The organism is Bradyrhizobium sp. 191, assembly GCF_023100985.1.
Lineage (GTDB): Bacteria > Pseudomonadota > Alphaproteobacteria > Rhizobiales > Xanthobacteraceae > Bradyrhizobium > Bradyrhizobium diversitatis.
In genome coordinates this window covers 7,931,446-7,956,983 of the sequence record NZ_CP064692.1, presented here as the reverse complement: position 1 = coordinate 7,956,983, position 25,538 = coordinate 7,931,446, and the positions used below count along the sequence as shown (strand labels likewise).

The 25,538-nt window shown below is 65.4% G+C and carries 22 protein-coding genes; 14 read left to right on the top strand and 8 right to left on the bottom strand.

Going from position 1 to position 25,538, the window contains the following annotated elements; all coding sequences use genetic code 11:
• The first annotated feature begins 203 nt into the window (after positions 1 to 203).
• The 4 genes from IVB23_RS37565 to IVB23_RS37550 all read left to right on the top strand — a co-directional run bounded on the left by IVB23_RS37565 (position 204) and on the right by IVB23_RS37550 (position 5,825).
• On the top strand, positions 204 to 2,681 hold the full coding sequence (locus tag IVB23_RS37565; protein ID WP_247801978.1) for a PAS domain S-box protein: 2,478 nt from the start codon (positions 204 to 206) through the stop codon (positions 2,679 to 2,681).
• 225 nt (positions 2,682 to 2,906) lie between these two features.
• Positions 2,907 to 4,190 carry an MFS transporter gene (locus IVB23_RS37560; RefSeq protein WP_247801977.1) on the top strand — a complete coding sequence of 428 codons (1,284 nt, stop codon included), beginning with the start codon at positions 2,907 to 2,909 and terminating at the stop codon, positions 4,188 to 4,190.
• A 26-nt stretch (positions 4,191 to 4,216) separates the two neighbouring features.
• Positions 4,217 to 5,467, top strand: coding sequence for an arsenic transporter (locus IVB23_RS37555; protein WP_247801976.1), 1,251 nt, complete (start codon positions 4,217 to 4,219; stop codon positions 5,465 to 5,467).
• Positions 5,468 to 5,588: 121 nt separating this feature from the next.
• On the top strand, positions 5,589 to 5,825 hold the full coding sequence (locus IVB23_RS37550; protein WP_247801975.1) for a hypothetical protein: 237 nt from the start codon (positions 5,589 to 5,591) through the stop codon (positions 5,823 to 5,825).
• Positions 5,826 to 5,938: 113 nt separating this feature from the next.
• Here the strand turns inward: IVB23_RS37550 and IVB23_RS37545 are convergent, their stop codons facing one another.
• Both IVB23_RS37545 and IVB23_RS37540 read right to left on the bottom strand, forming a co-directional pair.
• Positions 5,939 to 7,303 (bottom strand): MFS transporter, encoded by a 1,365-nt coding sequence (locus IVB23_RS37545; RefSeq protein WP_197966178.1) that lies wholly within the window; start codon positions 7,301 to 7,303, stop codon positions 5,939 to 5,941.
• 25 nt (positions 7,304 to 7,328) lie between these two features.
• Complete coding sequence (locus IVB23_RS37540; protein ID WP_197966179.1) at positions 7,329 to 8,096, bottom strand: GntR family transcriptional regulator; 768 nt, start codon at positions 8,094 to 8,096, stop codon at positions 7,329 to 7,331.
• Between the two features lie 177 nt (positions 8,097 to 8,273).
• On the opposite strand from IVB23_RS37540, the gene IVB23_RS37535 reads away from it, so the two are divergent.
• From IVB23_RS37535 to IVB23_RS37525, 3 genes are read left to right on the top strand one after another with little or no spacing between them, the layout of a single operon-like run.
• Entirely contained in the window at positions 8,274 to 9,473 is a 1,200-nt protein-coding gene (locus IVB23_RS37535) for a mandelate racemase/muconate lactonizing enzyme family protein (protein ID WP_197966180.1), read from the top strand.
• Between the two features lie 12 nt (positions 9,474 to 9,485).
• A complete protein-coding gene (locus IVB23_RS37530; protein WP_247801974.1) occupies positions 9,486 to 10,253 on the top strand; it encodes an SDR family oxidoreductase in 768 nt (255 codons plus the stop codon).
• Positions 10,254 to 10,273: 20 nt separating this feature from the next.
• Positions 10,274 to 11,305, top strand: a complete 1,032-nt coding sequence (locus IVB23_RS37525; protein ID WP_247801973.1) for an L-idonate 5-dehydrogenase — start codon at positions 10,274 to 10,276, stop codon at positions 11,303 to 11,305.
• A 6-nt stretch (positions 11,306 to 11,311) separates the two neighbouring features.
• Here IVB23_RS37525 and IVB23_RS37520 read toward each other — a convergent pair whose 3' ends face one another.
• Positions 11,312 to 12,178, bottom strand: coding sequence for a DUF3280 domain-containing protein (locus tag IVB23_RS37520; protein WP_061881302.1), 867 nt, complete (start codon positions 12,176 to 12,178; stop codon positions 11,312 to 11,314).
• 190 nt (positions 12,179 to 12,368) lie between these two features.
• Here IVB23_RS37520 and IVB23_RS37515 point away from each other — a divergent pair, with 190 nt between their 5' ends.
• Complete coding sequence (locus IVB23_RS37515) at positions 12,369 to 13,751, top strand: histidine kinase (protein ID WP_247801972.1); 1,383 nt, start codon at positions 12,369 to 12,371, stop codon at positions 13,749 to 13,751.
• Entirely contained in the window at positions 13,748 to 14,395 is a 648-nt protein-coding gene (locus tag IVB23_RS37510) for a response regulator transcription factor (protein ID WP_247801971.1), read from the top strand. Before IVB23_RS37515 ends, IVB23_RS37510 begins: the two co-directional genes overlap by 4 nt.
• An 11-nt stretch (positions 14,396 to 14,406) precedes the next feature.
• Here IVB23_RS37510 and IVB23_RS37505 read toward each other — a convergent pair whose 3' ends face one another.
• Complete coding sequence (locus tag IVB23_RS37505) at positions 14,407 to 15,369, bottom strand: MBL fold metallo-hydrolase (RefSeq protein WP_247801970.1); 963 nt, start codon at positions 15,367 to 15,369, stop codon at positions 14,407 to 14,409.
• Positions 15,370 to 15,407: 38 nt separating this feature from the next.
• On the bottom strand, positions 15,408 to 16,391 hold the full coding sequence (locus IVB23_RS37500) for a VOC family protein (protein ID WP_247801969.1): 984 nt from the start codon (positions 16,389 to 16,391) through the stop codon (positions 15,408 to 15,410).
• 147 nt (positions 16,392 to 16,538) lie between these two features.
• Here IVB23_RS37500 and IVB23_RS37495 point away from each other — a divergent pair, with 147 nt between their 5' ends.
• A complete protein-coding gene (locus tag IVB23_RS37495; RefSeq protein ID WP_061881297.1) occupies positions 16,539 to 17,330 on the top strand; it encodes a DNA-binding transcriptional regulator in 792 nt (263 codons plus the stop codon).
• A 55-nt stretch (positions 17,331 to 17,385) separates the two neighbouring features.
• On the opposite strand, the gene IVB23_RS37490 is transcribed toward IVB23_RS37495, so the two are convergent.
• On the bottom strand, positions 17,386 to 18,570 hold the full coding sequence (locus IVB23_RS37490; RefSeq protein WP_247801968.1) for a cytochrome P450: 1,185 nt from the start codon (positions 18,568 to 18,570) through the stop codon (positions 17,386 to 17,388).
• 32 nt (positions 18,571 to 18,602) lie between these two features.
• On the bottom strand, positions 18,603 to 19,751 hold the full coding sequence (locus IVB23_RS37485; protein WP_061881295.1) for an ABC transporter substrate-binding protein: 1,149 nt from the start codon (positions 19,749 to 19,751) through the stop codon (positions 18,603 to 18,605).
• Positions 19,752 to 19,955: 204 nt separating this feature from the next.
• Between IVB23_RS37485 and IVB23_RS37480 the strand changes: the two genes are divergently transcribed.
• From IVB23_RS37480 to IVB23_RS37470, 3 genes are read left to right on the top strand one after another with little or no spacing between them, the layout of a single operon-like run.
• Positions 19,956 to 21,464 (top strand): bifunctional 3-(3-hydroxy-phenyl)propionate/3-hydroxycinnamic acid hydroxylase, encoded by a 1,509-nt coding sequence (locus IVB23_RS37480; RefSeq protein WP_247801967.1) that lies wholly within the window; start codon positions 19,956 to 19,958, stop codon positions 21,462 to 21,464.
• Between the two features lie 22 nt (positions 21,465 to 21,486).
• A complete protein-coding gene (locus IVB23_RS37475; protein WP_247801966.1) occupies positions 21,487 to 22,338 on the top strand; it encodes a fumarylacetoacetate hydrolase family protein in 852 nt (283 codons plus the stop codon).
• Positions 22,339 to 22,379: 41 nt separating this feature from the next.
• Positions 22,380 to 23,591, top strand: a complete 1,212-nt coding sequence (locus IVB23_RS37470) for an ABC transporter substrate-binding protein (protein ID WP_247801965.1) — start codon at positions 22,380 to 22,382, stop codon at positions 23,589 to 23,591.
• Between the two features lie 3 nt (positions 23,592 to 23,594).
• Here the strand turns inward: IVB23_RS37470 and IVB23_RS37465 are convergent, their stop codons facing one another.
• On the bottom strand, positions 23,595 to 24,437 hold the full coding sequence (locus IVB23_RS37465; RefSeq protein ID WP_247801964.1) for a hypothetical protein: 843 nt from the start codon (positions 24,435 to 24,437) through the stop codon (positions 23,595 to 23,597).
• 213 nt (positions 24,438 to 24,650) lie between these two features.
• Here IVB23_RS37465 and IVB23_RS37460 point away from each other — a divergent pair, with 213 nt between their 5' ends.
• Positions 24,651 to 25,538, top strand: coding sequence for an IclR family transcriptional regulator (locus IVB23_RS37460; protein ID WP_247801963.1), 888 nt, complete (start codon positions 24,651 to 24,653; stop codon positions 25,536 to 25,538).

The following is a 25,538-nucleotide window of genomic DNA, read 5'->3' as shown; positions in this document are numbered from 1 at the left end:
TTGGAAAGGAATTCTTACGAGAGAGTTGGCACCCCGCGAAGACGCCTCGATCGGCAGATCGTTCCAGTCTCCGGAACAAATTGCCGGACCAGACGTTGCCGCGGGGTCGTTCCTCGCGTTCAGGCACGCGCTCCTATTTTCCGATACTTTACCCTCTAAACAATGGTCATCACGTTCCGTCTGTGTGAATATCGGTCCGGCACGTGCGCACCCGCATCACAACGGCCGATGCCTTGAACGATCCCTTGCCCGAGACCATCGCCGCCGAAAGGCTGCGCCAACACCTCGAAGACGTCGCGCGCGAGCGCGATTACGCCTATCGCGCGCTGCAGGAGCGCGAGGCCGAGCTGGCACGCATCCAGCGTATCGGCAAGGTCGGCGGCGTCGAGGTCGATTTCCGTGAAGGCTTCAAGAACCGTCGCTCCCCCGAATATCTGATGATCCACGGCCTGCCGCCGGAAGCTGCCGAGGAGTCGCACGAGGATTGGGTCAACCGCATCCATCCCGACGATCGCGACGCGGCCGTCAAGCATTTCTTCGAGGCACTCGCCGGAACGAGCGAAGACTACAGCGCTGAGTACCGCATCATCCGTCCCAGCGACGGCGAGACCCGCTGGATCCGGGTCGTCGCCAAGATCGAGCGCGACAAGGACGGCCGCGCCATCCGCCTCGTCGGCGCCCATATCGACATCACCGACCAGGCGCTGGCGCGCGAGACGCTGCGCGAGAGCGAGGAGCGCTTTAGGCTGATCGCCGACAGCGCGCCGGTGCCGATCTGGGTCACCAAGCTCGATCGCAAGCGGTCCTTCGCCAACCAGGCCTATGTCGATTTCGTCGGCCTGCCCCACGATCAGGCCATCGACTTCGACTGGCGCAAGGTGCTGCATCCCGACGACCTGCCGCACGTGCTTCAGCAATCCGTCCAGGGTGAAGCATCCCTCAAACCCTTCGTGCTGGAAGCGCGTTACAGGAACGCAAGCGGCGAATGGCGGTGGCTTAGATCGGAATCGCAGCCGCGCTGGGACCCGACAGGCAAGCATATCGGCTTCATCGGCGTCGCCCACGACATCACCGTCGCCAAGCAGGCCGAGATCGAGCTCAGGCAGCTCAACGAGACGCTGGAACAGCGCATTGCCGAGCGCACCGCCGAGCTCGAATCCAACGAGGCACGGCTACGCGCGATCCTGGAGACCAGCAATCAGTATCAGGGCCTGGTCAATCTCAGCGGTGAGCTGCTTTACGCCAACAAGACCGCGCTGGACGGCATCAAGGCACGCTCGTCGGATGTGATCGGAAGGCCGCTCTGGGACACGCCCTGGTTCACCGGCACGGACGGCATGAGTGCCGCCGTGCGAGAGGCCTTCGACAAGGTGCTCAAAGGCGAAGCCGTGCGGCTGGAAATGCGCCTGCGCCTTCCCATCGGCGAGCGCGATTTCGATTTCGGCATGCGGCCCGTGCTCGACCGGCACGGCAACATCACCGGCGCGGTGCCCGAGGCGGTCGACGTCACCGAGCGCCGCCGCGGCGAGGAAGCGCTGCGGCAATCGCAGAAGATGGAGGCGATCGGCCAGCTCACCGGCGGCGTCGCGCACGATTTCAACAATCTCCTCACCATCATCCGCTCGGCCACCGACTTCCTGCGCCGCCGCGAGCTGCCGGAGGAACGCCGCCGCCGCTATGTCGATGCCATCTCCGAGACGGTCGAGCGCGCCTCCAAGCTGACGGCGCAGCTTCTGGCGTTCGCGCGCCGGCAGCCGCTGAAGCCGCAGATCTTCAACGTCGGCAGCCAGGTCGAAGGTGTGGCGCAGCTGGTCCGGCCGCTGGTCGGCAGCCGCATCGAGATCGCCGTGGAGGTTCAGGATCCCGATTGCTTCACCGTGGCCGACATCGCCCAGTTCGAGGCCGCGCTGATCAACCTCGCCATCAATGCCCGTGATGCCATGAATGGCGAAGGCCGCCTCACCATCGCCGTGCGCAAGGTCCAGGGTATCCCTCAGCTGCGCGCGCAATTGGCGCGCAGCGGCGACTACGTCGCCATCTCCGTCACCGACACCGGAAGCGGCATCGCGCCGGAGCATCTCGATTCGATCTTCGAGCCGTTCTTCACCACCAAGGAGGTCGGCAAGGGCACCGGCCTCGGCCTCAGCCAGGCCTTCGGCTTCGCAAAACAGTCCGAGGGCGACATCGCGGTGACGAGCACGCAAGGCAAAGGCGCAACCTTCACCATCTATCTGCCGCAGGCCCAAAGTCCCGCGACGGACAAGGAAGCCGCGGCACTGACCCATGAGGTCGCGGCGACCGGACGCGGCTATCGCGTGCTCGTGGTCGAGGACGACGACGAAGTCGGCCGCTTCTCCACCGAACTCCTGGAGGATCTCGGCTATGTCGTCCGCCGCGTCGCCAACGCCAACGCGGCACTGGCGATCCTCGGCGAGAACGAATTTGCCGTCGACCTCGTGTTCTCCGACGTCATCATGCCCGGAATGAACGGCGTCGAGCTAGCCGGCATCATCCGCGAGCGCTATCCGGGCCTGCCCGTGGTGCTCACCAGCGGCTACAGCAACGTGCTCGCCGAAAGCGCCCATCGCGGCTTCGAGCTGATCCAGAAGCCCTACTCTGTGGAGTCGCTGTCGCGCATATTGCGCAAGGCGATCACGGAGAAGCTATCCGTGGTGCGGTGAGCGTGAACCAAAGAACGCGCTGTCGTCCCGGACAAGCGCGCAAAAAGCGCGCGCCGATCCGGGACCCATACTCCGAGACCGACGGTGTAGCGTGAGCTGGTAGCCGAAAATCTTCGTCCAACTTCATCCCGTGGCTATGGGTCGCGGATCTGCGCTTACGCTTGTCCGGGGCGACAGCGGAATGTTTGGCGGGCCGCGATCCACACAACGACGATCGAGGAACCAATGTCCAGCGAAAATCCCGATCAGGCGAGGCGCGCCGGCCGCGCGCTGGATGCGGCCAATTTCTTCCTCGCCGACGTCCGCGACGGGCTCGGCCCCTATCTCGCAGTCTATCTTCTCACCGAGCAGCATTGGAACGAGGCTCGCATTGGCCTCGTGATGTCGATCGCGACGATCGCCGGCATCGTCGCGCAGACGCCGGCCGGTGCGCTGGTTGACGCCACACGGGCGAAGCGGCTGGTGATGGTGGCCGCTGCGATTCTGGTGACGCTCGCCTCGCTGTCGCTGCCGTTGTTCCCCAACCTCCTGCCGGTGATCATCTCGCAAGGCATCGCGCAAGCCGCTGCCGTGGTCTTCCCGCCGGCGATCGCCGCGGTCTCGCTTGGCATCTTCGGGCATGCCGCATTTGCCCGGCGCACCGGCCGCAACGAGACTTTCAACCACGCCGGCAACGCCGCCGCGGCGGGCATCGCCGGCCTATCCGCCTATTGGTTCGGACCGACCGTCGTGTTCTACCTTCTCGGCGCCATGGCGATCGCGAGCCTCGTCAGCATCCTGGCGATCCCCGAACGGGCCATCGACCACGATCTCGCACGCGGACTGCACCACGCTCGTATCAATGGCGCACCCGAACACCCCTCGGGCCTTGGCGTGCTCCTGACCTGCCGTCCGCTGCTCATATTCGCTGTCTGCGTCGTTCTGTTTCACCTCTCCAACGCGGCGATGCTGCCGCTCGTCGGACAGAAGCTCGCGCTCCAGGACAAGAACATCGGCACCAGCCTGATGTCGGCATGCATCGTTGCGGCGCAAGTGGTGATGGTTCCGTTCGCGATGCTGGTCGGCGCACGGGCCGACCGCTGGGGGCACAAGCGGTTCTTCCTTGCCGCATTGTTGATCCTGCCGATCCGCGGTGCGCTCTATACGCTCTCCGACAATCCGTTCTGGCTGGTCGGCGTGCAGCTGCTGGATGGCGTCGGCGCCGGCATTTTCGGGGCGATCTTCCCCGTCATCGTCGCCGACCTCATGCGCAACACCGGCCGCTTCAACGTCGCACAGGGCGCCGTCATCACGGCCCAGAGCATCGGCGCGGCACTGTCGACAACACTGGCGGGCGTGATCGTGGTCGGCGCCGGCTACAGCGCAGCATTCATCACGCTCGGCGCCGTAGCGGCGATCGGTGCCGTGATCTGCCTCCTCGCCTTGCCCGAGACGCGGCAAGGCGACGACGGCGATCCGCGCCCGCGGGGGAAGACAGCGGCGTCTGCATCGGCTATCGCTGCCGAATGAATCTACTCCCATTCGAGAACTGAGCCGTGCCGTCTGACGCCATCTGGACCTGGAGCATCATCGTCGTCGCGACCGCAGGCGTCATCGTCCGGCCCTTTCGCCTGCCCGAGGCGCTCTGGGCCGTGATCGGCGCCAGCGCGCTGCTGCTGTTTGGTTTGCTGCCGTGGCCCGATGCGTTGACCGGTATCGAGAAGGGCGTCGACGTCTATCTCTTCCTGATCGGCATGATGCTGATCGCCGAGCTGGCGCGGCTCGAAGGCCTGTTCGATTATCTCGCCGCGCTTGCGGTGGAGTATGCACGTGGCTCACCGCAGCGGCTGTTCCTGCTGATCTATCTCGTCGGCACCCTCGTCACCGTGCTGCTCTCCAACGATGCCACCGCGATCGTGCTGACTCCGGCCGTCTATGCCGCGACGCGCGCCGCCGGCGCAAAGCCGCTGCCCTATCTGTTCGTCTGCGCCTTCATTGCCAATGCCGCAAGCTTCGTGCTGCCGATCTCAAATCCGGCCAATCTCGTCGTGTTCGGCGCGCGCATGCCGCACCTCACCGAATGGCTGCGCCTGTTCGCCTTGCCCTCGGCGGCCTCGATCCTGCTCACATACGTGGTCCTGCGCCTGAGCCAGCACCGCGCGCTGAAGGAGGAGACGATCGCCCGGAGCGTGCCGCATCCGAAGCTTGGACGCGGCGGCAAGCTCACGGCAATAGGCATCGTCGCGATCGGCATCGTGCTGGTCACCGCGTCGGCGCTGGACAGGCAACTGGGCCTGCCGACCTTCATCTGCGGCGTCGCGACGGCGGCGATCGTGCTGCTGATCAACCGGCAATCGCCCTTACCCGTGCTGCGCGGTGTCTCCTGGAGCGTGCTGCCGCTGGTCGGCGGGCTCTTTGTCATGGTGGAAGCGCTGGTGAAGACCGGCGTGATCGCGCAGCTGAGCGCGTTGCTGCACCAGGCGGTCGCGCAATCGGTGCCCCAGGCAGCCTGGAGCGTCGGCATCGCCACCGCGCTCGCCGACAACATCGCCAACAATCTTCCGGTCGGCCTCGTCGCAGGCTCGGTCGCCGCCAGCGATCATCTGCCCGCACCGGTCGTCAGCGCCATCCTGATCGGCGTCGATCTCGGCCCCAATCTGTCGGTGACCGGATCGCTCGCCACCATCCTCTGGCTGGTCGCGCTCCGGCGGGAGAAGATCGAGGTCGGCGCCTGGCCGTTCCTCAAGCTCGGTCTGCTGGTGACGCCGCCTGCCCTGATCGGTGCACTGGCGGCTGCCATCAGGTAGCGGCAAGGCGGGCCGGCCAAATAAGTACAGCCGTTTGCGGTGCATCAAGGCCGGCATTGCGGCGACGGCTAGAGTTCGTTTGTCGCGAGCTTCAGACAGCTCGCGGCAAGGAAGGTTGATCATGCAGATTCGATCAAAGTCGCTGCCGCAGAGGTTCTCACTGCGTCGCGGAATTCAGAACTTCGTCGCGCCCGGCCAAGGCCGCACGGAGACGTCCCATCCCCTGCTCATCTTCTCCGTCGTGGTGCTGCTGGCCTTGTTCGCCATCCTGGAGGTCGACGTGCACACGGCGCAGCTTCAGGCCATCGGCCTGCTCGGCCATGGCACCGGGATCGATCCCGTCTTCCTGAGCCCGTAGCGGACGGAGCCCGATCGCGGCCACAAGGCCGCGACCGGGTCACACGTAGGCAGACTCCATAGTTTGAGCATGATCTTTTCGGAAAACCGCTACGCACTTTTCCGGATCATGCTCTAGTCGTTCTCGTAGCCGTAGACTTCCGGCAGAATGAAGATCGCGGCGAGCAGTCCGATCAGCGGGAAGATTGCGACGAACAGCGTGGCGTTGGCCTGTCCGATCGCCGCGAACAGCGACGGGAAGAGGAAGATCGCCAGGAACGACGGCAGCTTCACGAACATGTAGGCGAAGCCGCTGGCGGTGCCGCGATATTTCGGCCTGGCGACCATGGTCGGGATCGTCATGCAGTTCGACGCGTCCCAGTAATGGCCCCACAACATGGCGGCGGCCGCAAACGGCAGCAGTATCTTGTTGTCGGTGTAGAGCGCGAAGGCCGCGACCAGAAGTGAAGCCAGCACGATGCCGAAGCCGGCGATGGCGATACCGCGATGGCCGATCTTCGGCGTCAGCAGCGGACCGACCCAGCCGGACAACGCGGCGAAGCAGAACAGTCCCATCGTCACCAGGTTGTTGCCGAGCACGCTCGACACGCCGACCATCACGAACAGCACCGGCAGGTAGAACGCGAAGGTCGAGAATTCGCTGCCTTGCGCGAAGCAGGCGATCCAGCCGTAGATCGTCGCGCGCCAGCGGATCGGGTCCTTCTTGAGGTCGGCGAGGAACGCGCGGGTCGAGACCTTCGGCACCTGGACGTCCCGGTCCGGCAGCATGTCGAGATTGTCGTTGAACATCTCGCGCGCGACCTGCTTGGCCTCGCGGTAGCGCCCCTTCTGCACCAGCCACACCGCCGTCTCCGGCACGTCGTGGCGCATGATCAGGATGATCAGCGCCGGCACCGCGCCGAGACCCAGCGTCACGCGCCACAGCATCTCGTGGTTCATGTCGGTCAGGAGGAAGATCACGATGACGCCGATGGTGAGCACTTCACCGACGGCGAACATGAACTGCCAGCGGTTGCCCATGACCTCGCGCTCGCCCTTCGCCATGGATTCCATGATGTAGGTGTAGCCGGTCGAGATGTCGGAGCCGAGCGGGATGCCGAGCAGGAAGCGGATCACGACGAGCCAGGCGACGTCAGGCACGAAGGCCTGCGCCAGCGCCAGCACGATGAACATCACCATCGTCACCAGGAACATCACGCGGCGCCCGATCTTGTCGGACAGCCACCCCCCGAGCAGCGCGCCGATCAGGGCGCCGCCTTGCGTGCCGGCCGCCGCAAGGCCCAGCATCAGCGGATCGGGATTGTACTGCTCCTTGATGAAGATCAGCACGAAGGCGATCGAATAGAGGTCCCAGGCCTCGACCAGGATCGAGGCCATCATCAGCCAGCCGACCTTGTTGCCCTTGGGGCTGTAGTTCGTGATGAGGTAGCGGACCGCGGCTTCGCTCGCGGTCGGTTGTGGCATCGCCATCGTTGACATTTCTTGGTCCTCTCTTCGAAACTCTCTACGTGCCGAGCAGCGGCTCGATGCTGCAATCGAGCAGGCGCGGATCGATCCCAGCCTCCATGCCCGTGAACATCGAATCCATGTAGTCGATCAGGGCATCGCTCGCCCTCACCGCATCCTCGACGCGGCGGTTGGCGACGGCTGCGAGAATGGCGAGATGATGATCGATCGTGCCTGACAGATCCGCCTGCCCCGGCATGAAGCGGTGGTGGATGTAGCCGATGCGCCGATACAGCGTGTGCAGTGGGCGCATCGTATGCACCAGGAACGGCTCGCCGGCCGCCTCCAGCACCAGCGCGTCGATGCGACGGTCGATACTGTTGAATTCGTCGAGCGTCAGGCTGGCGCGGCGCTCGCGCAGCAGACGTTCAATGTGCAGCGCCTGATTGCGATGCGAGAGGCTGGCACGATCGGCGGCGAGGCGGATCACGAAGCGCTCCATGTCGCGGCGCAGGCCGAGCAGCATGCGCTCGCGCGCCAGATCGATCGGAGCGATGTGCAGACCGTGACGGGGCCGGATGATGATCAGGGTATCGGCCGAGAGACGATTGACGGCGTGATGCACCGGTGTGCGCCCGAAGCCGGTGATGTGCTGCAATTCCAGCATCGTCATGAATTGTCCGGGCTTGAGCTCGCAGTGAACCAGGAGCTCTTCGATCTTCTGGTAGGCCAGCTCGAAGAAATTGAGCCGGTTGCGCCGCGAGGGCTTGCCCTCGCCGTCGTCGTCGTTTCTCACCACCTCGAGCGCGCGCTTGCGCTTTGCCATGTCGTTCTCTCCCGTCGGCCCGCGCTCTCGTTGCTGGATGGCGCCCTGTTTGTTGGAGCCTTAAAACATGTTGTGATATATTACAAGCCGGCGTAAGACTCCCGCGCGACCTGCAACATGTTGCAGTGCGAAATGAGACGACGGACGCGCGACGTCTGTGATGGGAGGACAATTGCCGTGAAGATCACGTCGATCGAGACGCTGCGTACGGAGGAATTTTCCAACGTCATCTGGGTCCGCGTTCACACCGACACGGGTGTGATCGGGCTCGGCGAAACGTTCTACGGCGCGGGCGCGGTCGAGGCGCAGATCCACGACACCTTTGCCGGCCGCCTGCTCGGCCGCAATCCCCTGCACATCGAAGCCATCCATCGCGACATGCTGAACCTGCCGATGGCGCAGTCCTCGACCGGCGTCGAATATCGCGCCGCCTCGGCGATCGACATCGCGCTGTGGGACCTGTTCGGCAAGGTCTGCGGCCAGCCGGTGCACCAGATGCTCGGCGGCCTCTGCCGCGACAAGCAGCGCATCTACAACACCTGCGCCGGCACGCAATATGTTCGCTCGACCAATATCAGCCCGGTCGCGAACTGGAATCTCGGCGCCTCCAAGGGACCTTACGAGGATCTCGACGGTTTCATGCATCGCGCCGACGCGCTCGCCGAGAGCCTTTTGGAAAGCGGCATTTCCGCCATGAAGATCTGGCCGTTCGATCCGGCCGCGCAGGAGAACAAGGGCCTCTACATCACCGCCGCGCAGATGAAGCAGGCCATCGAGCCTTTCGAGAAGATCCGCAAGGCGGTCGGCGACAGGATGGAGATCATGGTCGAGCTCCACTCGCTGTGGAACCTGCCGACGGCCAAGCAGATCGCACGCGCGCTCGAGCCCTACAAGCCGACCTGGTACGAGGACCCGATCCGCATGAACTCGCCGCAGGCTCTGGCCGAGTATGCGCGCTCGACCGACGTCTGGGTCTGCGCCAGCGAGACGCTGGGCTCGCGCTTCCCCTACAAGGACATGCTCGACCGCGACGCGATGCACGTGGTGATGGCGGATCTGTGTTGGACCGGCGGCCTCACCGAGGGCCGCAAGATCGCCGCGATGGCCGAGACCTATCACCGGCCCTTCGCACCGCACGATTGCATCGGCCCGATCGGCTTCATCGCCGCCATCCACATGTCGTTCAGCCAGCCCAACACGCTGATCCAGGAATCGGTGCGCGCCTTCTACAAGGGCTGGTACAATGAGCTCGTCACCACGATGCCTGTCATCAAGGACGGTTACGTCTATCCGATGGAAGGACCCGGCCTCGGCGTCGATCTCCTTCCCGCCGTATTCGACCGTTCCGATCTCACCGTGCGCCGTTCCAACGCCTGAGGACCTCTCAAGATGAGCACCTCCCTCTTCGATCTCTCCGGCCGCACGGCGCTCGTGACCGGCTCCTCCCGCGGCCTCGGCCGCGCCATCGCCGAGGGCATGGCCAAGGCCGGCGCCAGGATCATCATCAATGGCGTCGATCCCAAGCGCGTCGAGCAGGCCGTCGCCGAGTTTCGGGCCGCCGGGCATCAAGCCGAAGGCGCTGCCTTCAACGTCACCGACGAGCCCGCGATCGTCGCGGCGTTCGATGACTTCGACAAGTTGGGCATTGCGGTCGATATCGTCGTCAACAATGCCGGCATCCAGCACCGCAAGCCGCTGGTGGAATTCACCACCGACGAGTGGCGCAAGGTGATCGAGACCAATCTCACCAGCGCCTTCGTGATCGGCCGCGAGGCGGCCAAGCGCATGATCCCGCGCAAGCACGGCAAGATCATCAACATCGGCTCGCTCGGCAGCGAGCTCGCGCGTCCCACCATCGCGCCCTACACCGCGGCCAAGGGCGGCATCAAGAACCTGACCCGCTCGATGGCGGTGGAATGGGCCCAGCACGGCATCCAGGCCAATGCGATCGGCCCCGGCTACATGCTGACCGACATGAACGAGGCGTTGGTCAACAACGCCGATTTCAACAACTGGCTGATGGGCCGCATTCCCTCCAAGCGCTGGGGCAAGCCGGACGAGCTGGTGGGCGCGGCGATCTTCCTCGCCTCGGACGCCTCGACCTATGTCAACGGCCAGATCATCTATGTCGATGGCGGCATGATCGCCGCCATGTGACCGCGAACCAGGAGCAGCCCATGCGCGCCGTCGTCATCCACGCCCCGAAGGATCTGCGGATCGACCTGTATCCCGATCCGGCGCCCGGTCCGGGCGAAGTCCGCGTCAAGATCGCCAATGGCGGCATCTGCGGCTCGGACCTGCACTATTACCATCACGGCGGTTTCGGCGTCGTCCGCATCCAGCAGCCGATGGCGCTGGGGCACGAAATTGCCGGCGTGGTTGCGGCGGTCGGTGACGGCGTCAGCAGCGTGAAGCCCGGCACCCGCGTTGCAGTCAACCCGAGCAAGCCGTGCGGGGTGTGCCTGCATTGCCAGGAGGGAATGCGCAACCAGTGCCTCGACATGCGCTTCCTCGGCAGCGCGATGCGCTTTCCCCATGTGCAGGGCGGCTTTCGCGAATTCATCACGATCGATGAGACGCAGGCCGTGCCGATCGCGGACAAGCTCTCGCTCGCCGAAGCCGCAGTCGCCGAGCCGCTCGCGGTCTGCCTGCATGCCGGCAAGCAGGCCGGTCCCCTGCTCGGCAAGCGCGTGCTGATCACCGGCTGCGGTCCGATCGGCGCGTTGATGATCCTGGTCTCGCGCTTTGGCGGCGCGGCCGAGATCGTGGTGACCGATGTCGCGGACGCGCCGCTCGCGGTCGCCAGAAAGCTCGGCGCCACGCACGCCATCAACGTCGCGACCAATGCCAGCGCGCTCGATCCCTGGCGCGCCGGCAAGGGCGTGTTCGACACGCTGTTCGAAGCCTCCGGCAACCAGGCGGCGCTGCGCACCGCGCTCGACGTGCTCAGGCCGGGTGCGACGCTGGTGCAGCTCGGCCTCGGCGGCGAGATGACGCTGCCGATCAACGCCATCGTCGCCAAGGAATTGCAGCTCCGCGGCACCTTCCGCTTCGACCCCGAGTTCGAGCTCGCGGTGCGGCTGATGGGCGAAGGCCTGATCGACGTCAAGCCGCTGATCACGGCCACCATGCCGTTCGAGAACGCGGTCGCCGCCTTCGAGCTTGCCAGCGACCGCTCGCAGTCGATGAAGGTGCAGCTGACGTTCTGAACCGCGCTACTGGCTCTCGATCAGCCGGTCGCTGACCAGCCGCACGGCCCCGCGCTTCCAGGAATAGTCCGCGCCCATGCGCAGGCCGCTGTCGCCACGCGTCAGCACCGTGCCGGTCCTGGCGTCGCGCACCTGGAAGCCGAATGTGTATTCGGTGCGGCTCACCCGCCGCACCACGCCGATCAGCGACTGATCCGCGCCGAGCTCTTTCGCGATCGCCGCCTCGCAACCGCCGCAATCGCGCAAGGCACGCCCCCTCTCCGCCTCGCCGCGCGCGCCGCCGACATCGACGATGCGGTAGCGGCCGGATCGGCCCAGCGCCTCGCGCACGCCGCCGGTGACCTCGGCCATGTATGCCGCGTCCGATGCCGCCGATGCGCCGGCCGAGGCGGCCGTCGTATCCTCCAGCTCGAAATCGAACACGGCGAGCGCGACCGGCGCGGGCGTTGCGAGCGCAGCCATGATCTCGCGGGACACGAAGATCTCGGCGCGCTCCCAGGATTCATCATTGTCGCCGCGGAAGCTGTAGAGCTTGTCCATCACGAGCTTCTTGGCGCCGATTTCGATCACGGCAACCTTGGCCCATTGCACCAGCGTGCTCGTCTTCTGGATGCCGCCGATCACCTTGAACGCCGCGCCGTTCTGGGCGGACGGAACCAGCCGATAGCGCGGGTCCGCACCGATGTCCCTTCGAAGCGCGGCCATGAACGCCGCCAGCCGCCGCTCGTGGGCGGCGGTCTGGTCGGCCGGCTCGGCCGAGGTATCGGTGTAGCTGAAATCGTCCATGGCCACGCCAATGGCGTCCGCGGCATCGGCCCGCGAGCCAGAGAGGACGCAGAGGACAAAGACGAGAATCAGCCGGGAGCGGTGCATGAACGGGCCTCGTCGATGGAGCGGCCCGCAAATCTGGACGGGTCGCCTGAGCCATGCAGCCGTGACCGTCCCGACGAATGCCGGGAAAATTTCACGAGTTGCACTGCGGTAAGGCGGGAACGCTTCCCGCCGCTTGCGTTCTGCCCTTTAATGCGCGAGCGACAAACCCGTTCGCACCAGGTGTCCGCCCATGTGGAATCGCCCGAGGTTCGATCTCAAGATCCGTCTGACGTTGCGCTTGGCCGCGATATCGGCTGCCTGCTTCGCCGCGATTTCCGCCTATTTCCTCGTGTCGGCCGACCGCGCCGCGCATGCGCGCATCGACAGTATCGCCGCCATCGTGGCGAAGTCGCTGGAGTTGCAACAGGGCAAGGTCCAGTGGGTGGCCAGCCCGCGCTCGGACTTTCCGAACCTCGATCCTGTTTCCGCCTATGTAATGACGCCCGGCCTGTGTCTGGCATTCCGCGGCACGAGCGGCGACATCCTTCAGCGTTTCTGTAGCGGCGCCCCTGCCCCGGCGAGCCCGCCGCCGCAGGCCTTCACCGCCTTCTACCGCAGCCTGTTCGACCCCGGCCGCGAGGCGGCACGGCCCGTGATCGTGCGCGGAACGAAGCTCGGCGAGACCGTGGTCTCGGTCGATGCGGCCGTGCAGACGGCCGAAGCCTGGCACGAGGCCGGCCGCCTGATGATCGCGCTTGCGATCGCGCTGCCGCTGCTCTGCGCGCTGGTCTATGCCGCGCTGGCCCGCGCCCTGCGCCCCACCCGCATGATCGGCAACGGTCTCGAGCGCATCGCTGCCGGCGATCTCACGACGCGGCTGCCGCCATTCGACCTTGCCGAGCTCTCCGCCATCCGCGACGTCTTCAACCATCTCGCCGAAAGCCTCGACACCGCGCTTGCCGAACGCAACGAGCTGACGCGGAAGCTGATCGCGCTCCAGGACGAGGAGCGCCGCCATCTCGCGCGTGAGCTGCATGACGAGTTCGGCCAGTCGCTCGCCGCGATCCGCGCGCTTGCCGCGTCCGCCCGCCAGACTGCGGCGCAGGACTGTCCCGCCTTGCTCGGAGAGTGCGACGGCATTGCCCGGACCGCGACCGGCATGATGGAGACGCTGCGCGGCGCGCTGTTCCGGTTGCGGCCGCCCGATGTCGACGAGCTCGGCCTCGTCGCGAGCCTCGAAGGACTGGTGTCGGGGTGGAACGGCCGCAGCCGCGGCCAGACCCGCTTCGATATCCGGTTCGACGGTGCCTTCGAGAGCGTGCCTGCCTCGGTCAGCGCCAATCTCTACCGCATCGTGCAGGAGGCGCTCACCAACGCGGCCAAGCACGCCGGCGCAACGAAGGTCAGCCTGCATCTGACGATGGACGACAGCGAGATCGCGCTCGCGATCGAGGACGATGGCCGGCCCAACGAGGCTGCTGCCAAATCCGGCATGGGCCTGCTCGGCATGCGCGAGCGCGTCGCCGCGCTGCGCGGCCGGCTGAGCTTCGAGACCGGCCCTCACGGCTCGGCGCTGCGCGTGTTCATTCCGCTCGCGGCCGCCGATCGGCAGGCGCTGGAGCACGCGGCATGAGCGCGGCCGACGCCACCATCCTGCTGGTGGACGACCATTCCGTCGTCCGCGAAGGCTACCGCTCGGTGCTCCAGAAGCAGCCGGGCCTGCGCGTCGTCGCCGAGGCCGCCGACGGCGAGGAAGCCTACCGGCTGTACAAATCCGAGGCGCCCGACCTCGTCATCATGGACCTCACCATGCCCGGCATCGGCGGCATCGAGGTCGTCAGGCGGATCAGGCAGTGGGACAAGACGGCGCGGATCCTCATCTTCACCATGCACGAGACTGCCGGCTTTGCCGTGCAGGCGATCCGCGCCGGTGCGAGGGGTTACGTCACCAAGACCAGCCCGCCCGAGACACTGGTGCGCGCAGTCAAGGACGTGCTCGCCGGCAAGATCGCGATCAGCCCCGATATCGACCACGAGCTTGCGCTCAGCCGCATCAGCGGCGAGAGCTCGGCCGCCGACGTGCTGACGCCGCGCGAATTCGAGGTGTTGCGGCTGCTGCTCGCCGAGAACACGACGGAGGAGATCGCCGAGACGCTGCATGTCAGCCCGAAGACGGTGGCGAACCTGCATTCCCTGATCAAGGACAAGCTCGGCGTCGGCTCCGACATCGAGCTGGTCCGCCTGGCGCTGCGCCAAGGACTGTTGACCGAGGTCTGATCGCCGTTGCCTTACGGCTCCAGCCTCGCGCCGTCAGGAGAGAACGCCTCCACCGTGTCACCGATCCTGAACCACATCATGTCACGGCCGACGAGCAACGGGCCCTTGTAAGCGGTGCGCGTGCGCAGGATCAGCGGCTCCTCGGGAATATCGGGCGCGGGCTTCACCGTGCCGAACACGATGTGGGAATAGACCGCGAGTTTTGGCCTGGCGGCCGCAAAGATCTGGCCGGCCTCCTCGGGCGAGGTATGGTGCGCCTGAATGTCCTTGTAGACGGGATTTTTGACCAGCAGCTCCGGTTCGATGACCGCGACCTCGTGGATCAGCAGGTCGGCGCCCTCGGCCGCCTTCGCGATGCGCTCATCATACTTGGTGTCGCCCGACAGCACGACCTTGTGGCCGCCATATTCGACGATGTAACCGAACGAAGGCTTGATCTTCTCGCCGTGGTTCACCTCGATCGCGCTGACTTTCACGCCGTTGTTCTCATAGACCCGCCCGGCTTCGATATCCTTTGCCGCGAACGTGACCGCTACGGGATCGAGATGCTCGTCATCGATGCGGATGCGGACGTCGTCGGCGAAAGCTTTGGTGAGGTTTTCCGCCATGGCGACGGTTCCCTTCGGGCCATAGAGCTTCATCGGCCCCTTGCGCGAAGCCCAGGGCGTGGCAAGCCACCCTGTCAGCCACATGTCGGGAAGGCCGACGACGTGGTCCGAATGCAGATGCGTGATGAAGTTCGCGGTGATCGCGCCGAGTGGAATCTTCAGCTTGTAGAGCTGGATGGTCGCGCCGCGGCCGAGATCGAACAGCAGTTTTTCGCTCCCTGCCTCCACGAGCGTCGACGCGCTGAAGCTGGTCGGTCGCGGCGTCGGCACGCCCGTGCCGAGCAGCGTCACCTTCATCGGTTCGGCGGAGGCGACCGTGGTGAACGCGAGCAGCACAAGGCCCGCCCGCAGGAGCGTTTTGAGCATATTTCCTCTTCCTGAGTATTGGATTGTTGGCCCGCGGATCATTCGCGCGCGATCACCTGGTCCAGCCACGCGCAGTTGAGCGGCGGCACGCGCGGGTCGGCGACGCGCACGCCGCGCGCGGCCGCATCCAGTCGCATGTCGCGCAGGCGCTTGCGTTGCTCTTCCGGCATGTGGAGCCGCTCGTGGCCCCATAGGGAGGGCCCATCAAAGGTCTCGTGCGGCTGCCAGGACTCGGGATCGATGACGCGCGCGCCCCAGCCGTATTCGATGAAGAAGCCGGACGGCGTATTCACGTAGAACGAGGTCATGTGGTCATTGGTGTGCCGGCCGAGCGTGTAGGCGATGCGCCCCGCGTCCAACTGCGCGAGGTCGTAGCCCTGCCCGACGTCATCGAGACTGCCGAGCTCGACCATGAAGTGATGCATCGCCTTCCGCCCCGAGCCGACCATCGCAAAGGAATGGTGGCGGCCATTGACGTGGAAGAAATAGAGCCCGTAGGGCTTCAGCCCGAAATCAGAGACGTGAAAGCCGAGCACGTCGCGATAGAACGGCAACAGAAGCTCGACGTCCTCCACGTTGAGCACGACGTGCCCCATGCCGAGCGCGCCGGTGCGGAAGCCCGAGATCGGACGGCCCGGCCTGAACGGCTCGCTCGCAAGCTCCGGCTTACAAAAGGCTTCCAGCCGGTTGCCGGCGGGATCGGCAAACGCGATCAGTTCGGCGACATGCCGCTCGTCAGCCAGCGCGCGCGAGCCCCGGACCACCTTGATGCCATGGCCTTCCAGCCGTCCTCCCAACTGGTCCAGTTCGGCAGTCGAAGGCACTTCCCATCCCATCACCGCAAGGCCGGCATCGCTGCCGCCGTCGACGATCAGCCGCTGCTTGCGATCGTCCATGCGGAAGGCGCGCATCTTGCCGCCGCGATCGACCTGCTGCATGCCGAGCAGCCCGGTCGCCATCCGGCTCCACTGGTCGAGCTGGGATGAACCGATTCCGATATAGCCGAGCGCTGTGATTTCCATCGACGTCCTCCCGAAGGCATCGCGATCGCCGCACTGCGGCGAGCTTGATACCGGCCGCGCGCGATCCTACGGTGGCGGTCCGCAATCGCTTCGCGTTCGCAATGACGATAGCCGCGCCGCGATGTGCCACAAGGGAGGAAATACGAAGTGTCCAAGGAGCGGACGCGGAACGGCCAGCCGCGGCAGTCCGAGGGCGTCCGCGCCTTCAAGCGCGGGCTCGACGTGCTGCACGAGGTCAACCGCTCCGGCGGCATTCGCGCCGGCGACGTTGCCCGCGCGCTCGACCTGCCCCGACCCACCGTCTATCGCCTGCTCGAAACGCTGGAGGAACTCGGCTATATCGCCCGCAGCGCCAGCGACGACCGATTTCGAGTCACCCGGCGCGCGCTGAGCCTCGGCGACGGCTACGATCCTGGCGTGGTGATCTGCCAGGCGGCGGCGCCTTATCTCGCCGATCTCAGCAAGAAGCTGGTCTGGCCGGTCGATCTCTCCACCTATGAGAACGCGGCGATGGTGGTGCAGGAGACCACACACTCTCGCAGCCCGCTCTCGATTGACCGCGGCATGATCGGCAAGCGCTTGCCGATGCTGCGCACGTCTGCGGGCCGCGCCTATCTCGCCGCCTGCCCCGCGCGCGAACGTGATCTGATCGTCAATCATCTGCGTCGGATCGACGAAGCCGACGACCGCCCCTTCCTCGACCAGGGCCGGCTCGACCGCATGATCGCCGAGACGGCCGCGCGAGGTTACGCAATCCGCAGCGAGGGCGAATTCAATCCCAAGACGGCTTCGATTGCCGTTGCCATCGTGCGGGACGGCTCCGTTTTCGGCTGCATCTCGATCATCTGGATCCGTTCGGCGCTGGGCATCGAGGAAGCCATCGCAACCTTTGTCGATCCGATACGCCGAGCCGCGGGAGCCATCGACGTCGGAGCCTGAAGCAACGCCAGAACTCCTATCAGAGGGATACCGAAAGGTGCGCGGCAGCGACGTGCTATGCCCGCTTCACCCGAACCGGCAAGGAAGCGAGGCCACGCAGCACGTTGTTGAGCGCCAGCACGGGTTCGCCGATCTCGAAACCGGCAACACGTTCCACCAGAACCTCGAGCAGTGCCGTCATCTCCAGCCGGGCCAGATGAAGGCCTGCGCACATGTGCGTTCCATTGCCGAACCCGAGATGATCGTTGGCGCGACGTTTCACGTCGAAGCGTTCCGGATCTTGCCATTTTTGTTCGTCGCGATTGGCTGATGCGTACAGCAGCAGCAGGCGGCTCTCGCGCGGAATGGTCAGGCCGCCGATCGTCGCATCGGCCGCAAGATGGCGCGTGAATCCGCGCACCGGCGATTCCAGCCGCAGCGCCTCGTTGATCGCGTTCGGGATCAGGGGCGGATCGTTGCGGACCAGATCCCATTGCGCGGGATGCCGGCCGAAGAGCAAGACGAGGTTGGCGGTTGCGAAGATGGTCGTATCAAGGCTCGGGCCGAGGTAGTCCCGCATCAGCACCGGACAGCGCTCCGGCTCGACCTCGCCGCGGTCCGCAGCAGCGAAGATGCGGTCGCCCCAGCTACCGGACCGCAGACGGCCCCTGATCTCGTCGCCGCCGAGATAGGCGCGCATCTCTTGAACATCCTTCAGCGCCGTACAAGCCCGTGCATTCATGCTGCCGAGCACGTTGAAGGTCGCGGCAGCCCAGCGCAGCATGCTGCTGCGGCCATGATCCTCCAGGCCCACCAGCTTGGAGACGATCGTCAGCGGCAGGTGCTGAGCCAGGTCCGATACCGCATCGAACTGGCCGCGGTCGACCAGTTCGTCGACGAGCCAGCGGGCCTCCGTCCTGATCTCAGGTGCAATCTCCTCAAGTGCCCGCGGCAGCAGCGGAGCCGCTATGATCGCACGAAGCCGATCATGCAAGGGCGCATCGCTCGCCAGCGTCGTGCCTCGCGAGATGGTGTTGACGTGGTCGTTGGCGGCAACCCCCTGTGCCGACGAGAACACGGCCGGGTTTCGCAGCGCGGCGCGGACGTCCTCGAAGCGAGCCACCGCATGAAGCCCGTTTCGCGGCAACCAGACCACGGCGCCCAGCTCGCGAAGGGCTTTGTAGTGCGGGTATGGGTCGCGCAGGACTTCGTCGCTGTAGAGATCGACGTCGTAGATGGGTTGTCCGGGAACTGCCGGCATCCTCTATTCTCCCTCCTGTCCCGAAGTCCCCCTCAGGGGACGGCCACCCATTCGCCCTTCTCGAGCCGGCCAAGCGTCAGCGCACTCTGGTCGAGGCCGGTATGGTCGTTGGGTCCGTAGTTGTAGACACCGCGGGAGCCAGCCTGGCCTTTGAGGCCTTCGATCGCGCTGCGGAGGCCTTCGCGGAATTCGGCGGTCCCGGGCGCGCCGGACTTGAGCGCGGCGGGTGCGGCGCGCTCGATCAGCAGCAGGGCATCATAGGCGGATCCCGCAAAGATGTTGCGGCTTCCCGGACCGAACTTGGCTTCGTAGCGCCGAATGAACTCCAGCGCGGCCTGCTTGGCGGGATGGTGATCGGGCAATGAGGCGGCGCCGACTGCCGGGCTCAGCGGCACGAAGATGCCGTCACCTTGAGTGCCCGTCAGCTTCCGGAAATCTCCGAAGGTGGCGCCGAGCGTGCCGTACACCTTGCCTGCAAATCCCTTTTCGCGAAGCTGAAGCAACGGCAGCGCCGCAGGGGCGCCCGAGGCTGCAATGAGGACGGCGTCGGGTTCGGCGGCAACGATCTTGAGAATCTGTCCGACGACGGTGTTGTCGGTCCGTGCATATTTCTCGTCGGCGACGAGCGCGATCCCCGCGGCCGCGCACATCTCCGCACTGACCTTGCTCCAGGCATCACCGTAGGAGTCGCCGAAACCGATCAGGGCGAGCTTCTTGACGCTGCTCTTCTTCATGTGCGCGAACAACGGCGCCGCTTCGTGATCGTCGTTGGTGGTCGTCTTGAAGATCCAGCGCTTCCTCGCATCGACCGGCGACACCAGAGCATTGACGGGGGCAAGCGTGATGACCGGAAGCCGGTATTCGACGGCGGGATCGATGACCGCGAAAGATCCGGGCGTCGTGGTTGGACCGACGAGGATATCGATGTTGCTGCCCTGGAACAGCTTTCGCGTCGCCGCGACAGCCGCGGTGCTGTCCGAGGCTTCGTCGAGGAACAGATAGTTGACCTTGTGGCCCGCAATTTCGGTTGCGCCAAAGCTGGCCCCATTGCGCTCGGCACTTCCGATCGCCGCGGCCGGACCGGTCGTGGACAGCAGGATTCCGACATTGATGTCCGCGGCCGAAGCCGACGCCACGACCAGTTGGATGGCAAGGCACGCTACTCCCGCGCATTTCAGCATCGTCGTTTCCTCCGCGGCTGCCCGGATCGACAACCTGCACTTTTTTTCCTGATCCTAAGTAGCCAGGGCAGACCGGGCGAAGTAGCGCCTTTGCGGAAATGTCCGGCTGGCGGACAAGACCGGCTTTGGAGCAGGTCGTCCGCTGGGCGGACACTTGGCGCGCCGGCGTTGAAGGGTCGGTACCGCTTCGGGAAGAGATGGCCCATGCAAGATAAATCCACCGCTGAAGACTTCGACGTCGTGATCGTCGGCCGCGGGCCGGTCGGCGCCACGCTCGCTAACCTGCTCGGCCTGTGCGGCGTACGGACGCTGGTATTGGAGCGCGAGGCGCGGGCCTATCATTTGCCGCGAGCGGTGCATTTCGACGACGAATGCATGCGCGTGTTCCAGACGATCGGACTTGCCGAGACGATCCTGCCGCATGTCATTCTCAGTCCCGGCATGCTCTTTCTCGATGCCGCCGGTCGCATGCTGCTGGATTGGTCCCGTCCACAGACGCTGACGCTGATGGGCTGGCATCTCAGCTACCGCTTCCACCAGCCGGATCTGGAGAACGTGTTGATCGGCGGGCTCGCCCGCTGGCCACGCGTCAGCCTGCGCAACCGCTGCGATGTGTTCGCGCTCGATCAAGACGAGGATGGCGTGCGCGTCCGCTACGAAGATCTCTCCAACGGCAGGCTCGGCGAGGTCCGCGCCGGCTACGTGATCGGCTGCGACGGCGCCCGCTCGCTGGTGCGCCGCTTCATCGGCTCGGGGATGGATGACCTCGGCTTCCACGAGCGGTGGCTGGTGATTGACGTCCTGCTCAAGCGCGACCGCGACGATCTCGGCGATTACAGCCTTCAGCATTGCGACCCGCGCCGTCCGGCGACCTACGTGCGCGGCACCGGCACGCGGCGGCGCTGGGAGATCACGGTCCTTCCCGACGAGGATTCCCAGGAGGTCGCGCTACCCGCGAAGGTGTGGGAGCTATTGTCGCGCTGGATCACTCCCGACGATGCCGAGATCGAGCGAGCCGCGGTCTACACGTTTCATTCCGTCATCGCACAGCAATGGCGGAACGATCGACTGCTGCTCGCGGGCGATTCTGCGCACCAGACGCCGCCCTTTCTCGGCCAGGGCATGTGCGCCGGCATCCGCGATGCCGCCAACCTCGCCTGGAAGCTTGCCGCGGTCATTCGCGACGGCGCCCCGCCCCACCTGCTCGACACCTATCAGAGCGAGCGCCAGCCGCATGTGCGCGAATTCATCGAGCTCGCCATTCGCCTCGGCGGCGTCATCAACACCAAGGCGATCGAGGCCGGCCTTGCCGCCGGCGAGGTGCGCGAAAATGCGCCGGTCAAGCTGGAGGTGAAAAAGCCCCTGCTCGGCCCCGGGCTCGCGCTCGGCGATCTGCCTCTCGCCGGACATCTCGCGCCGCAATTCGCGCTGCGAGACGGCAGCCGAAGCGACGACCGGATCGGCTACGGCCATGTCCTGCTCGTCGATAGCTTGGCCACGCTTCCTTCGCGTCCCGCTCATTCACTGCCGGGGATCAAGATCCTGACCAGCAATGATGCCGAGGCCGTCGGCCCTTGGCTGCGCGAGCGCGGCATCATCGCCGCACTCGTTCGCCCCGACCGCTACATCCGCGGCACCGCCCGTAACGAGACCGACCTCGACCGGCTCATGGCCGCCATCACGCCTCCAACCCACGTGCCGTCCGCGGCCTGAGCGAACATCCCAAGGATACCCCATGAAGCTGCTCTCTTTTATCGCCGACGGCCGCACCTCGTTCGGAGCCGTCAAGGACAATGGCGTCGTCGATCTGGGCTCGCGCATGACGGGCTGCACAACGCTACGACAGTTGCTTGAGGCTGGCCGCGTCGCCGAAGCGGCCAAGCTTGCAGCCTCCACTGCCCCCGACCATCCGCTCGACAGCATCACCTTCGCACCCGTGATCCCCGATCCCGGCAAGATCATCTGCGTCGGTCTCAACTATCGCGACCACGTGGCCGAGACCGGCCGCACCGTCACGGAGAAGCCGGCTCTGTTCGTACGCTTCCCATGCAGCCAAGTCGGCCATCTCCAGCCCATCGTGAAACCGAGGGTCAGCGACGACTTCGACTATGAAGGCGAGCTCGCGCTCGTCATCGGCAAGGAGGGCCGTCACATTCCCGCCGGCCGCGCCCTCGACCACATCGCCGGCTATTCCTGCTACAACGAAGGCAGCATCCGCGACTGGCAGCGCCACACCAGTCAATTCCTCGCCGGCAAGACCTTTGCCGAGAGCGGCAGTTTCGGCCCGTGGCTGGTGACGACGGACGAGATTCCCGATCCGTCAAAGCTCACCTTGCAGACCCGGCTGAACGGCAACGTCGTGCAGGACACCACGACGGATCTCCTGATCACCGCCATCCCCGAGCTGATCGCCTACATCTCTACCATCTGCCCGCTCGTGCCCGGCGACGTCATCGTCACGGGTACGCCGGGCGGTGTCGGCGCCAAGCGCACGCCGCCGCTGTGGATGCGCCCCGGCGATACCGTCGAAGTCGAGATTTCCGGCATCGGCACCTTGCGCAACACGGTGATCGCCGAGCCGGCCTGACCGTCAAGACCGATCAATCAACGATAAAATCAGGAAACGCCATGGGCACGACCCGCACCACCTCCGCCGCCACCCTGCTGATGACACTCGCGCTCGCCGGCTCCGCTGCGCGGGCCGAAATCAAGGGCGACGCCATCCGCATCGGCGTGCTCACCGACATGAACGGCGTGTTCGCGACCGCGATGGGTCCGGGCTCGGTCGAGGCGGCGCGCATGGCGGCGGAGGAGTTCGGCGGCAAGATCAACGGCAAGCCGATCGAGATCCTGCAGGCCGATCACCAGAATAAGCCGGATCTCGCGGCATCCCTCGCGCGAAAGTGGTTCAGCGACGGAGTCCAGGCGATCGCCGATGGCGGCAGCTCCGGCGCGGCGCTGGCGGTGCAAGAGCTGGTGCGCGGCAACGGCAAGATGTTCCTCATCTCCGGCGCCGGCGCAAACCAGCTCACCGACGAGGCCTGCGCGCCGACCAGTGTGCAATGGACCCAGGACGCCTACTCCACGGCGACTGCGGTGGTCTCCGGCATCATGCAGACCAGCAAGGAGCCGTGGTTCTTCATCACCGGCGACTACGCGTTCGGCCATTCGATCGAGGCGACCGCACGCGACCGCATCACCGCGCTCGGCGGCAAGGTCGCCGGCAGCGTGAAGGCCCAGCTCGGCACGCCCGACTACAGTTCGTTCCTGCTCCAGGCGCAGTCGTCCGGCGCCAGGATTCTCGCCATCAACGTCGCCGGCGACAACGCCACCGCGATCAAGCAGGCCGAGGAATTCGGGCTCGCTGACCAGGGCATGAAGATCGTGCCGATGTCGTTCCAGAATGTCGACATCGAGTCCGTGGGCTTGAAGGCGACGCGCGGTGATCTCATCGTCACCTCGTTCTTCGAGGATGTCTCGCCCGCCGCCCGAAAATTCTCGGATGCATTCTATGGGCGGCGCAAGGCGATGCCCTCGCAGATCCAGGCCGGCGTCTACTCCGCCGTGCGCCATTATCTGCAAGCGATCAAGGACACCGATTCCGACGACAGCGCGACCGTGATGGCGAAGATGAAGGCAACCCCGGTGTCGGATGCCTACACACCCAACGGCCGCATTCGCGAGGACCAGCGCATGGTGCACGATCTCTATCTGGTCCAGGTCAAGACGCCGGAGGAATCGAAAGGCCCATGGGATTTCGTCAAGCTGGTCGCGACGATCCCGCCCGATCAGGCCTTTCGTCCGCTCGACCGCAGCAAATGCGGGCTGGTCGGCAAGTAATCGCTAGGCCAGATAGCGCGTGAGATAGCCTTCCATCGCGTAGAGCGCGCAGAGCGCGAGGCTCGACCAGACGGCTGCGCTGAAATACAGGAACATCCAGGTCAGCTCGCCCTTCCAATGCGCGATGTCGTGGGTCACGACCCAGCGCGTCGAGACGTCATGCAGGCCTTCGAGAAAGCCGAGGAACCTGTTGCCCTCGGCGTGCCCTGCCCGCCAGCGGCTGAGATACATCGGCACGTCGACGGTGATGAGGAAGGCGAGGAAGCAGGCGATGCCGACGATCCCTGACATCAGCGCCCAGCGTACCACGCCCTGGAATTCCGGCATCAGGCGGCACAGCGCGATGCCGGCGAGGAAGAAGGTCACCGCCCACAGCGAGTTCTCGATCGCGTTGTAGAGATAGTTGGTGGTCACCACCGCGTACCAGGAGAAGCACTCGGCGATGAGGATGATCGGCACGATCACGAGCGCGATGTTCACCGCGGTCTCCGCGCCCGTCATCTTGCCGAGTTGATGCAGGATGATGGCCCATTGCGCCGCGAAGCAGACCTCGGCGACGGTCGCGACCGAGCGTCCCACGAAGACGCTCGATAGCCAGGTGTCGAACAGGCAGATGCGCTGCACGTCGGCGCGCGGCAGCACCGAGCGGAAGGCGCAGCCGAACACATAGCCGGCGCACAGCAGGAACATCAGCCCGATATCCGAGCCGCCACTGATGCTGCCCGCCACCGTCGGATAGAACTCGCGATAGAGCATGAACCAGACAAGAATATTGGCGCTGCTCACAAGCGTAAGGGATCCCCACCACCACGCGAGGGGATTTGACCGCGCCTGCCACTGCAACATGAGCCGCTCCGCAAAATTATCGAACTGACATGCCGTCGTAATAATCCTGTCACAGGACGGCATGCAATCGCGACAAAAATCTGTCTGCACGCTCGTTTGAGAGCGGTCTCTCACGGAAGTGTCCCAGGCACAGTTGCGTCCACATATCGGACAATTTCTACGCAATTGGCAAATCTATTGGACATCTGAGCCGCGCCTGTCTGATAATTAAGAATGGCCCCGACGAGCTCATCCAAGCCACGACATCCGCCCTCCTCCGCCGCAGCCGTGCTGGCGGACAGCGCCGACGACGCCGCTTTCGCCACGACGCTGGCAAAAGGGCTCGTCGTGCTGGAGGCGTTCAAGGCCGGGAGCACGCTGCTCGGCAACATGGAGCTGTCGACGCTGACCGGCATCCCGCGGCCGACAGTGGCGAGGCTGACCCATACGCTGGCCGAGCTTGGCTATCTCCGTTACGACGCCGAGCGCTCGAAGTACCGCGTCGGTGCGCGGGCGCTGCGTATGGCGCATCCCCTGCTCGCCGGCATGCAATTCCGCCAGGTGGCGCGGCCGATGATGCAGGAGCTGGCGCACAGCGTCCGCGGCACGGTCTCGATCGGCCTGCTCGACGCGACCTCGATGATCTATGTGGAGACCGCGCGCTCCGGCGACGTCGGCCCGCACGTGCCCGACATCGGGATGCCCATTCCCGTCGTGATGACCGCCATGGGCCGCGCCGCGGCGTCGACCTTGCCGCCGGCTGATGCAGACCGGCTGGAACGGAACATCGCCGCCGAAGACGCCGGGCTGTGGTCGACGTTCCGGGACAACTACCGCGCCGGGATTGCGCAATGCAAAAACCGCGGCTTCTGCACCTGCTGGGGCGAGTACATGGCCTCGATCCATGCCGTCGCCGCGCCGCTGTTTCATGCGAGTGAATCGAAGCAGTCGTTCTCGATCAATTGCGGCATCCCCGCCTTCCGGCTCCAGCCGGGCCAGCTCGAGGGCGAGATCGGTCCGCGCATCGCCGCGCTCGCCGACAGCATCCGCGCCATCGTCGGGCAAGCCGAGCCCACGACGACGCCGCGCAAGACCAAGAAGATCACAAGCGGCGGGACATGA

What these genes read in the sequence shown, in the direction of transcription:
- IVB23_RS37520 (WP_061881302.1), bottom strand. Translation starts at nt 12,178, where the DNA reads ATGCACCGCTCCCGGCTGATTCTCGTCTTTGTCCTCTGCGTCCTCTCT.
- IVB23_RS37470 (WP_247801965.1), top strand. Translation starts at nt 22,380, where the DNA reads ATGGGCACGACCCGCACCACCTCCGCCGCCACCCTGCTGATGACACTC.
- IVB23_RS37490 (WP_247801968.1), bottom strand. Translation starts at nt 18,570, where the DNA reads ATGCCGGCAGTTCCCGGACAACCCATCTACGACGTCGATCTCTACAGC.
- IVB23_RS37560 (WP_247801977.1), top strand. Translation starts at nt 2,907, where the DNA reads ATGTCCAGCGAAAATCCCGATCAGGCGAGGCGCGCCGGCCGCGCGCTG.
- IVB23_RS37525 (WP_247801973.1), top strand. Translation starts at nt 10,274, where the DNA reads ATGCGCGCCGTCGTCATCCACGCCCCGAAGGATCTGCGGATCGACCTG.
- IVB23_RS37485 (WP_061881295.1), bottom strand. Translation starts at nt 19,751, where the DNA reads ATGCTGAAATGCGCGGGAGTAGCGTGCCTTGCCATCCAACTGGTCGTG.
- IVB23_RS37550 (WP_247801975.1), top strand. Translation starts at nt 5,589, where the DNA reads ATGCAGATTCGATCAAAGTCGCTGCCGCAGAGGTTCTCACTGCGTCGC.
- IVB23_RS37460 (WP_247801963.1), top strand. Translation starts at nt 24,651, where the DNA reads ATGGCCCCGACGAGCTCATCCAAGCCACGACATCCGCCCTCCTCCGCC.
- IVB23_RS37480 (WP_247801967.1), top strand. Translation starts at nt 19,956, where the DNA reads ATGCAAGATAAATCCACCGCTGAAGACTTCGACGTCGTGATCGTCGGC.
- IVB23_RS37505 (WP_247801970.1), bottom strand. Translation starts at nt 15,369, where the DNA reads ATGCTCAAAACGCTCCTGCGGGCGGGCCTTGTGCTGCTCGCGTTCACC.
- IVB23_RS37465 (WP_247801964.1), bottom strand. Translation starts at nt 24,437, where the DNA reads ATGTTGCAGTGGCAGGCGCGGTCAAATCCCCTCGCGTGGTGGTGGGGA.
- IVB23_RS37500 (WP_247801969.1), bottom strand. Translation starts at nt 16,391, where the DNA reads ATGGAAATCACAGCGCTCGGCTATATCGGAATCGGTTCATCCCAGCTC.
- IVB23_RS37515 (WP_247801972.1), top strand. Translation starts at nt 12,369, where the DNA reads ATGTGGAATCGCCCGAGGTTCGATCTCAAGATCCGTCTGACGTTGCGC.
- IVB23_RS37545 (WP_197966178.1), bottom strand. Translation starts at nt 7,303, where the DNA reads ATGTCAACGATGGCGATGCCACAACCGACCGCGAGCGAAGCCGCGGTC.
- IVB23_RS37530 (WP_247801974.1), top strand. Translation starts at nt 9,486, where the DNA reads ATGAGCACCTCCCTCTTCGATCTCTCCGGCCGCACGGCGCTCGTGACC.
- IVB23_RS37475 (WP_247801966.1), top strand. Translation starts at nt 21,487, where the DNA reads ATGAAGCTGCTCTCTTTTATCGCCGACGGCCGCACCTCGTTCGGAGCC.
- IVB23_RS37540 (WP_197966179.1), bottom strand. Translation starts at nt 8,096, where the DNA reads ATGGCAAAGCGCAAGCGCGCGCTCGAGGTGGTGAGAAACGACGACGAC.
- IVB23_RS37510 (WP_247801971.1), top strand. Translation starts at nt 13,748, where the DNA reads ATGAGCGCGGCCGACGCCACCATCCTGCTGGTGGACGACCATTCCGTC.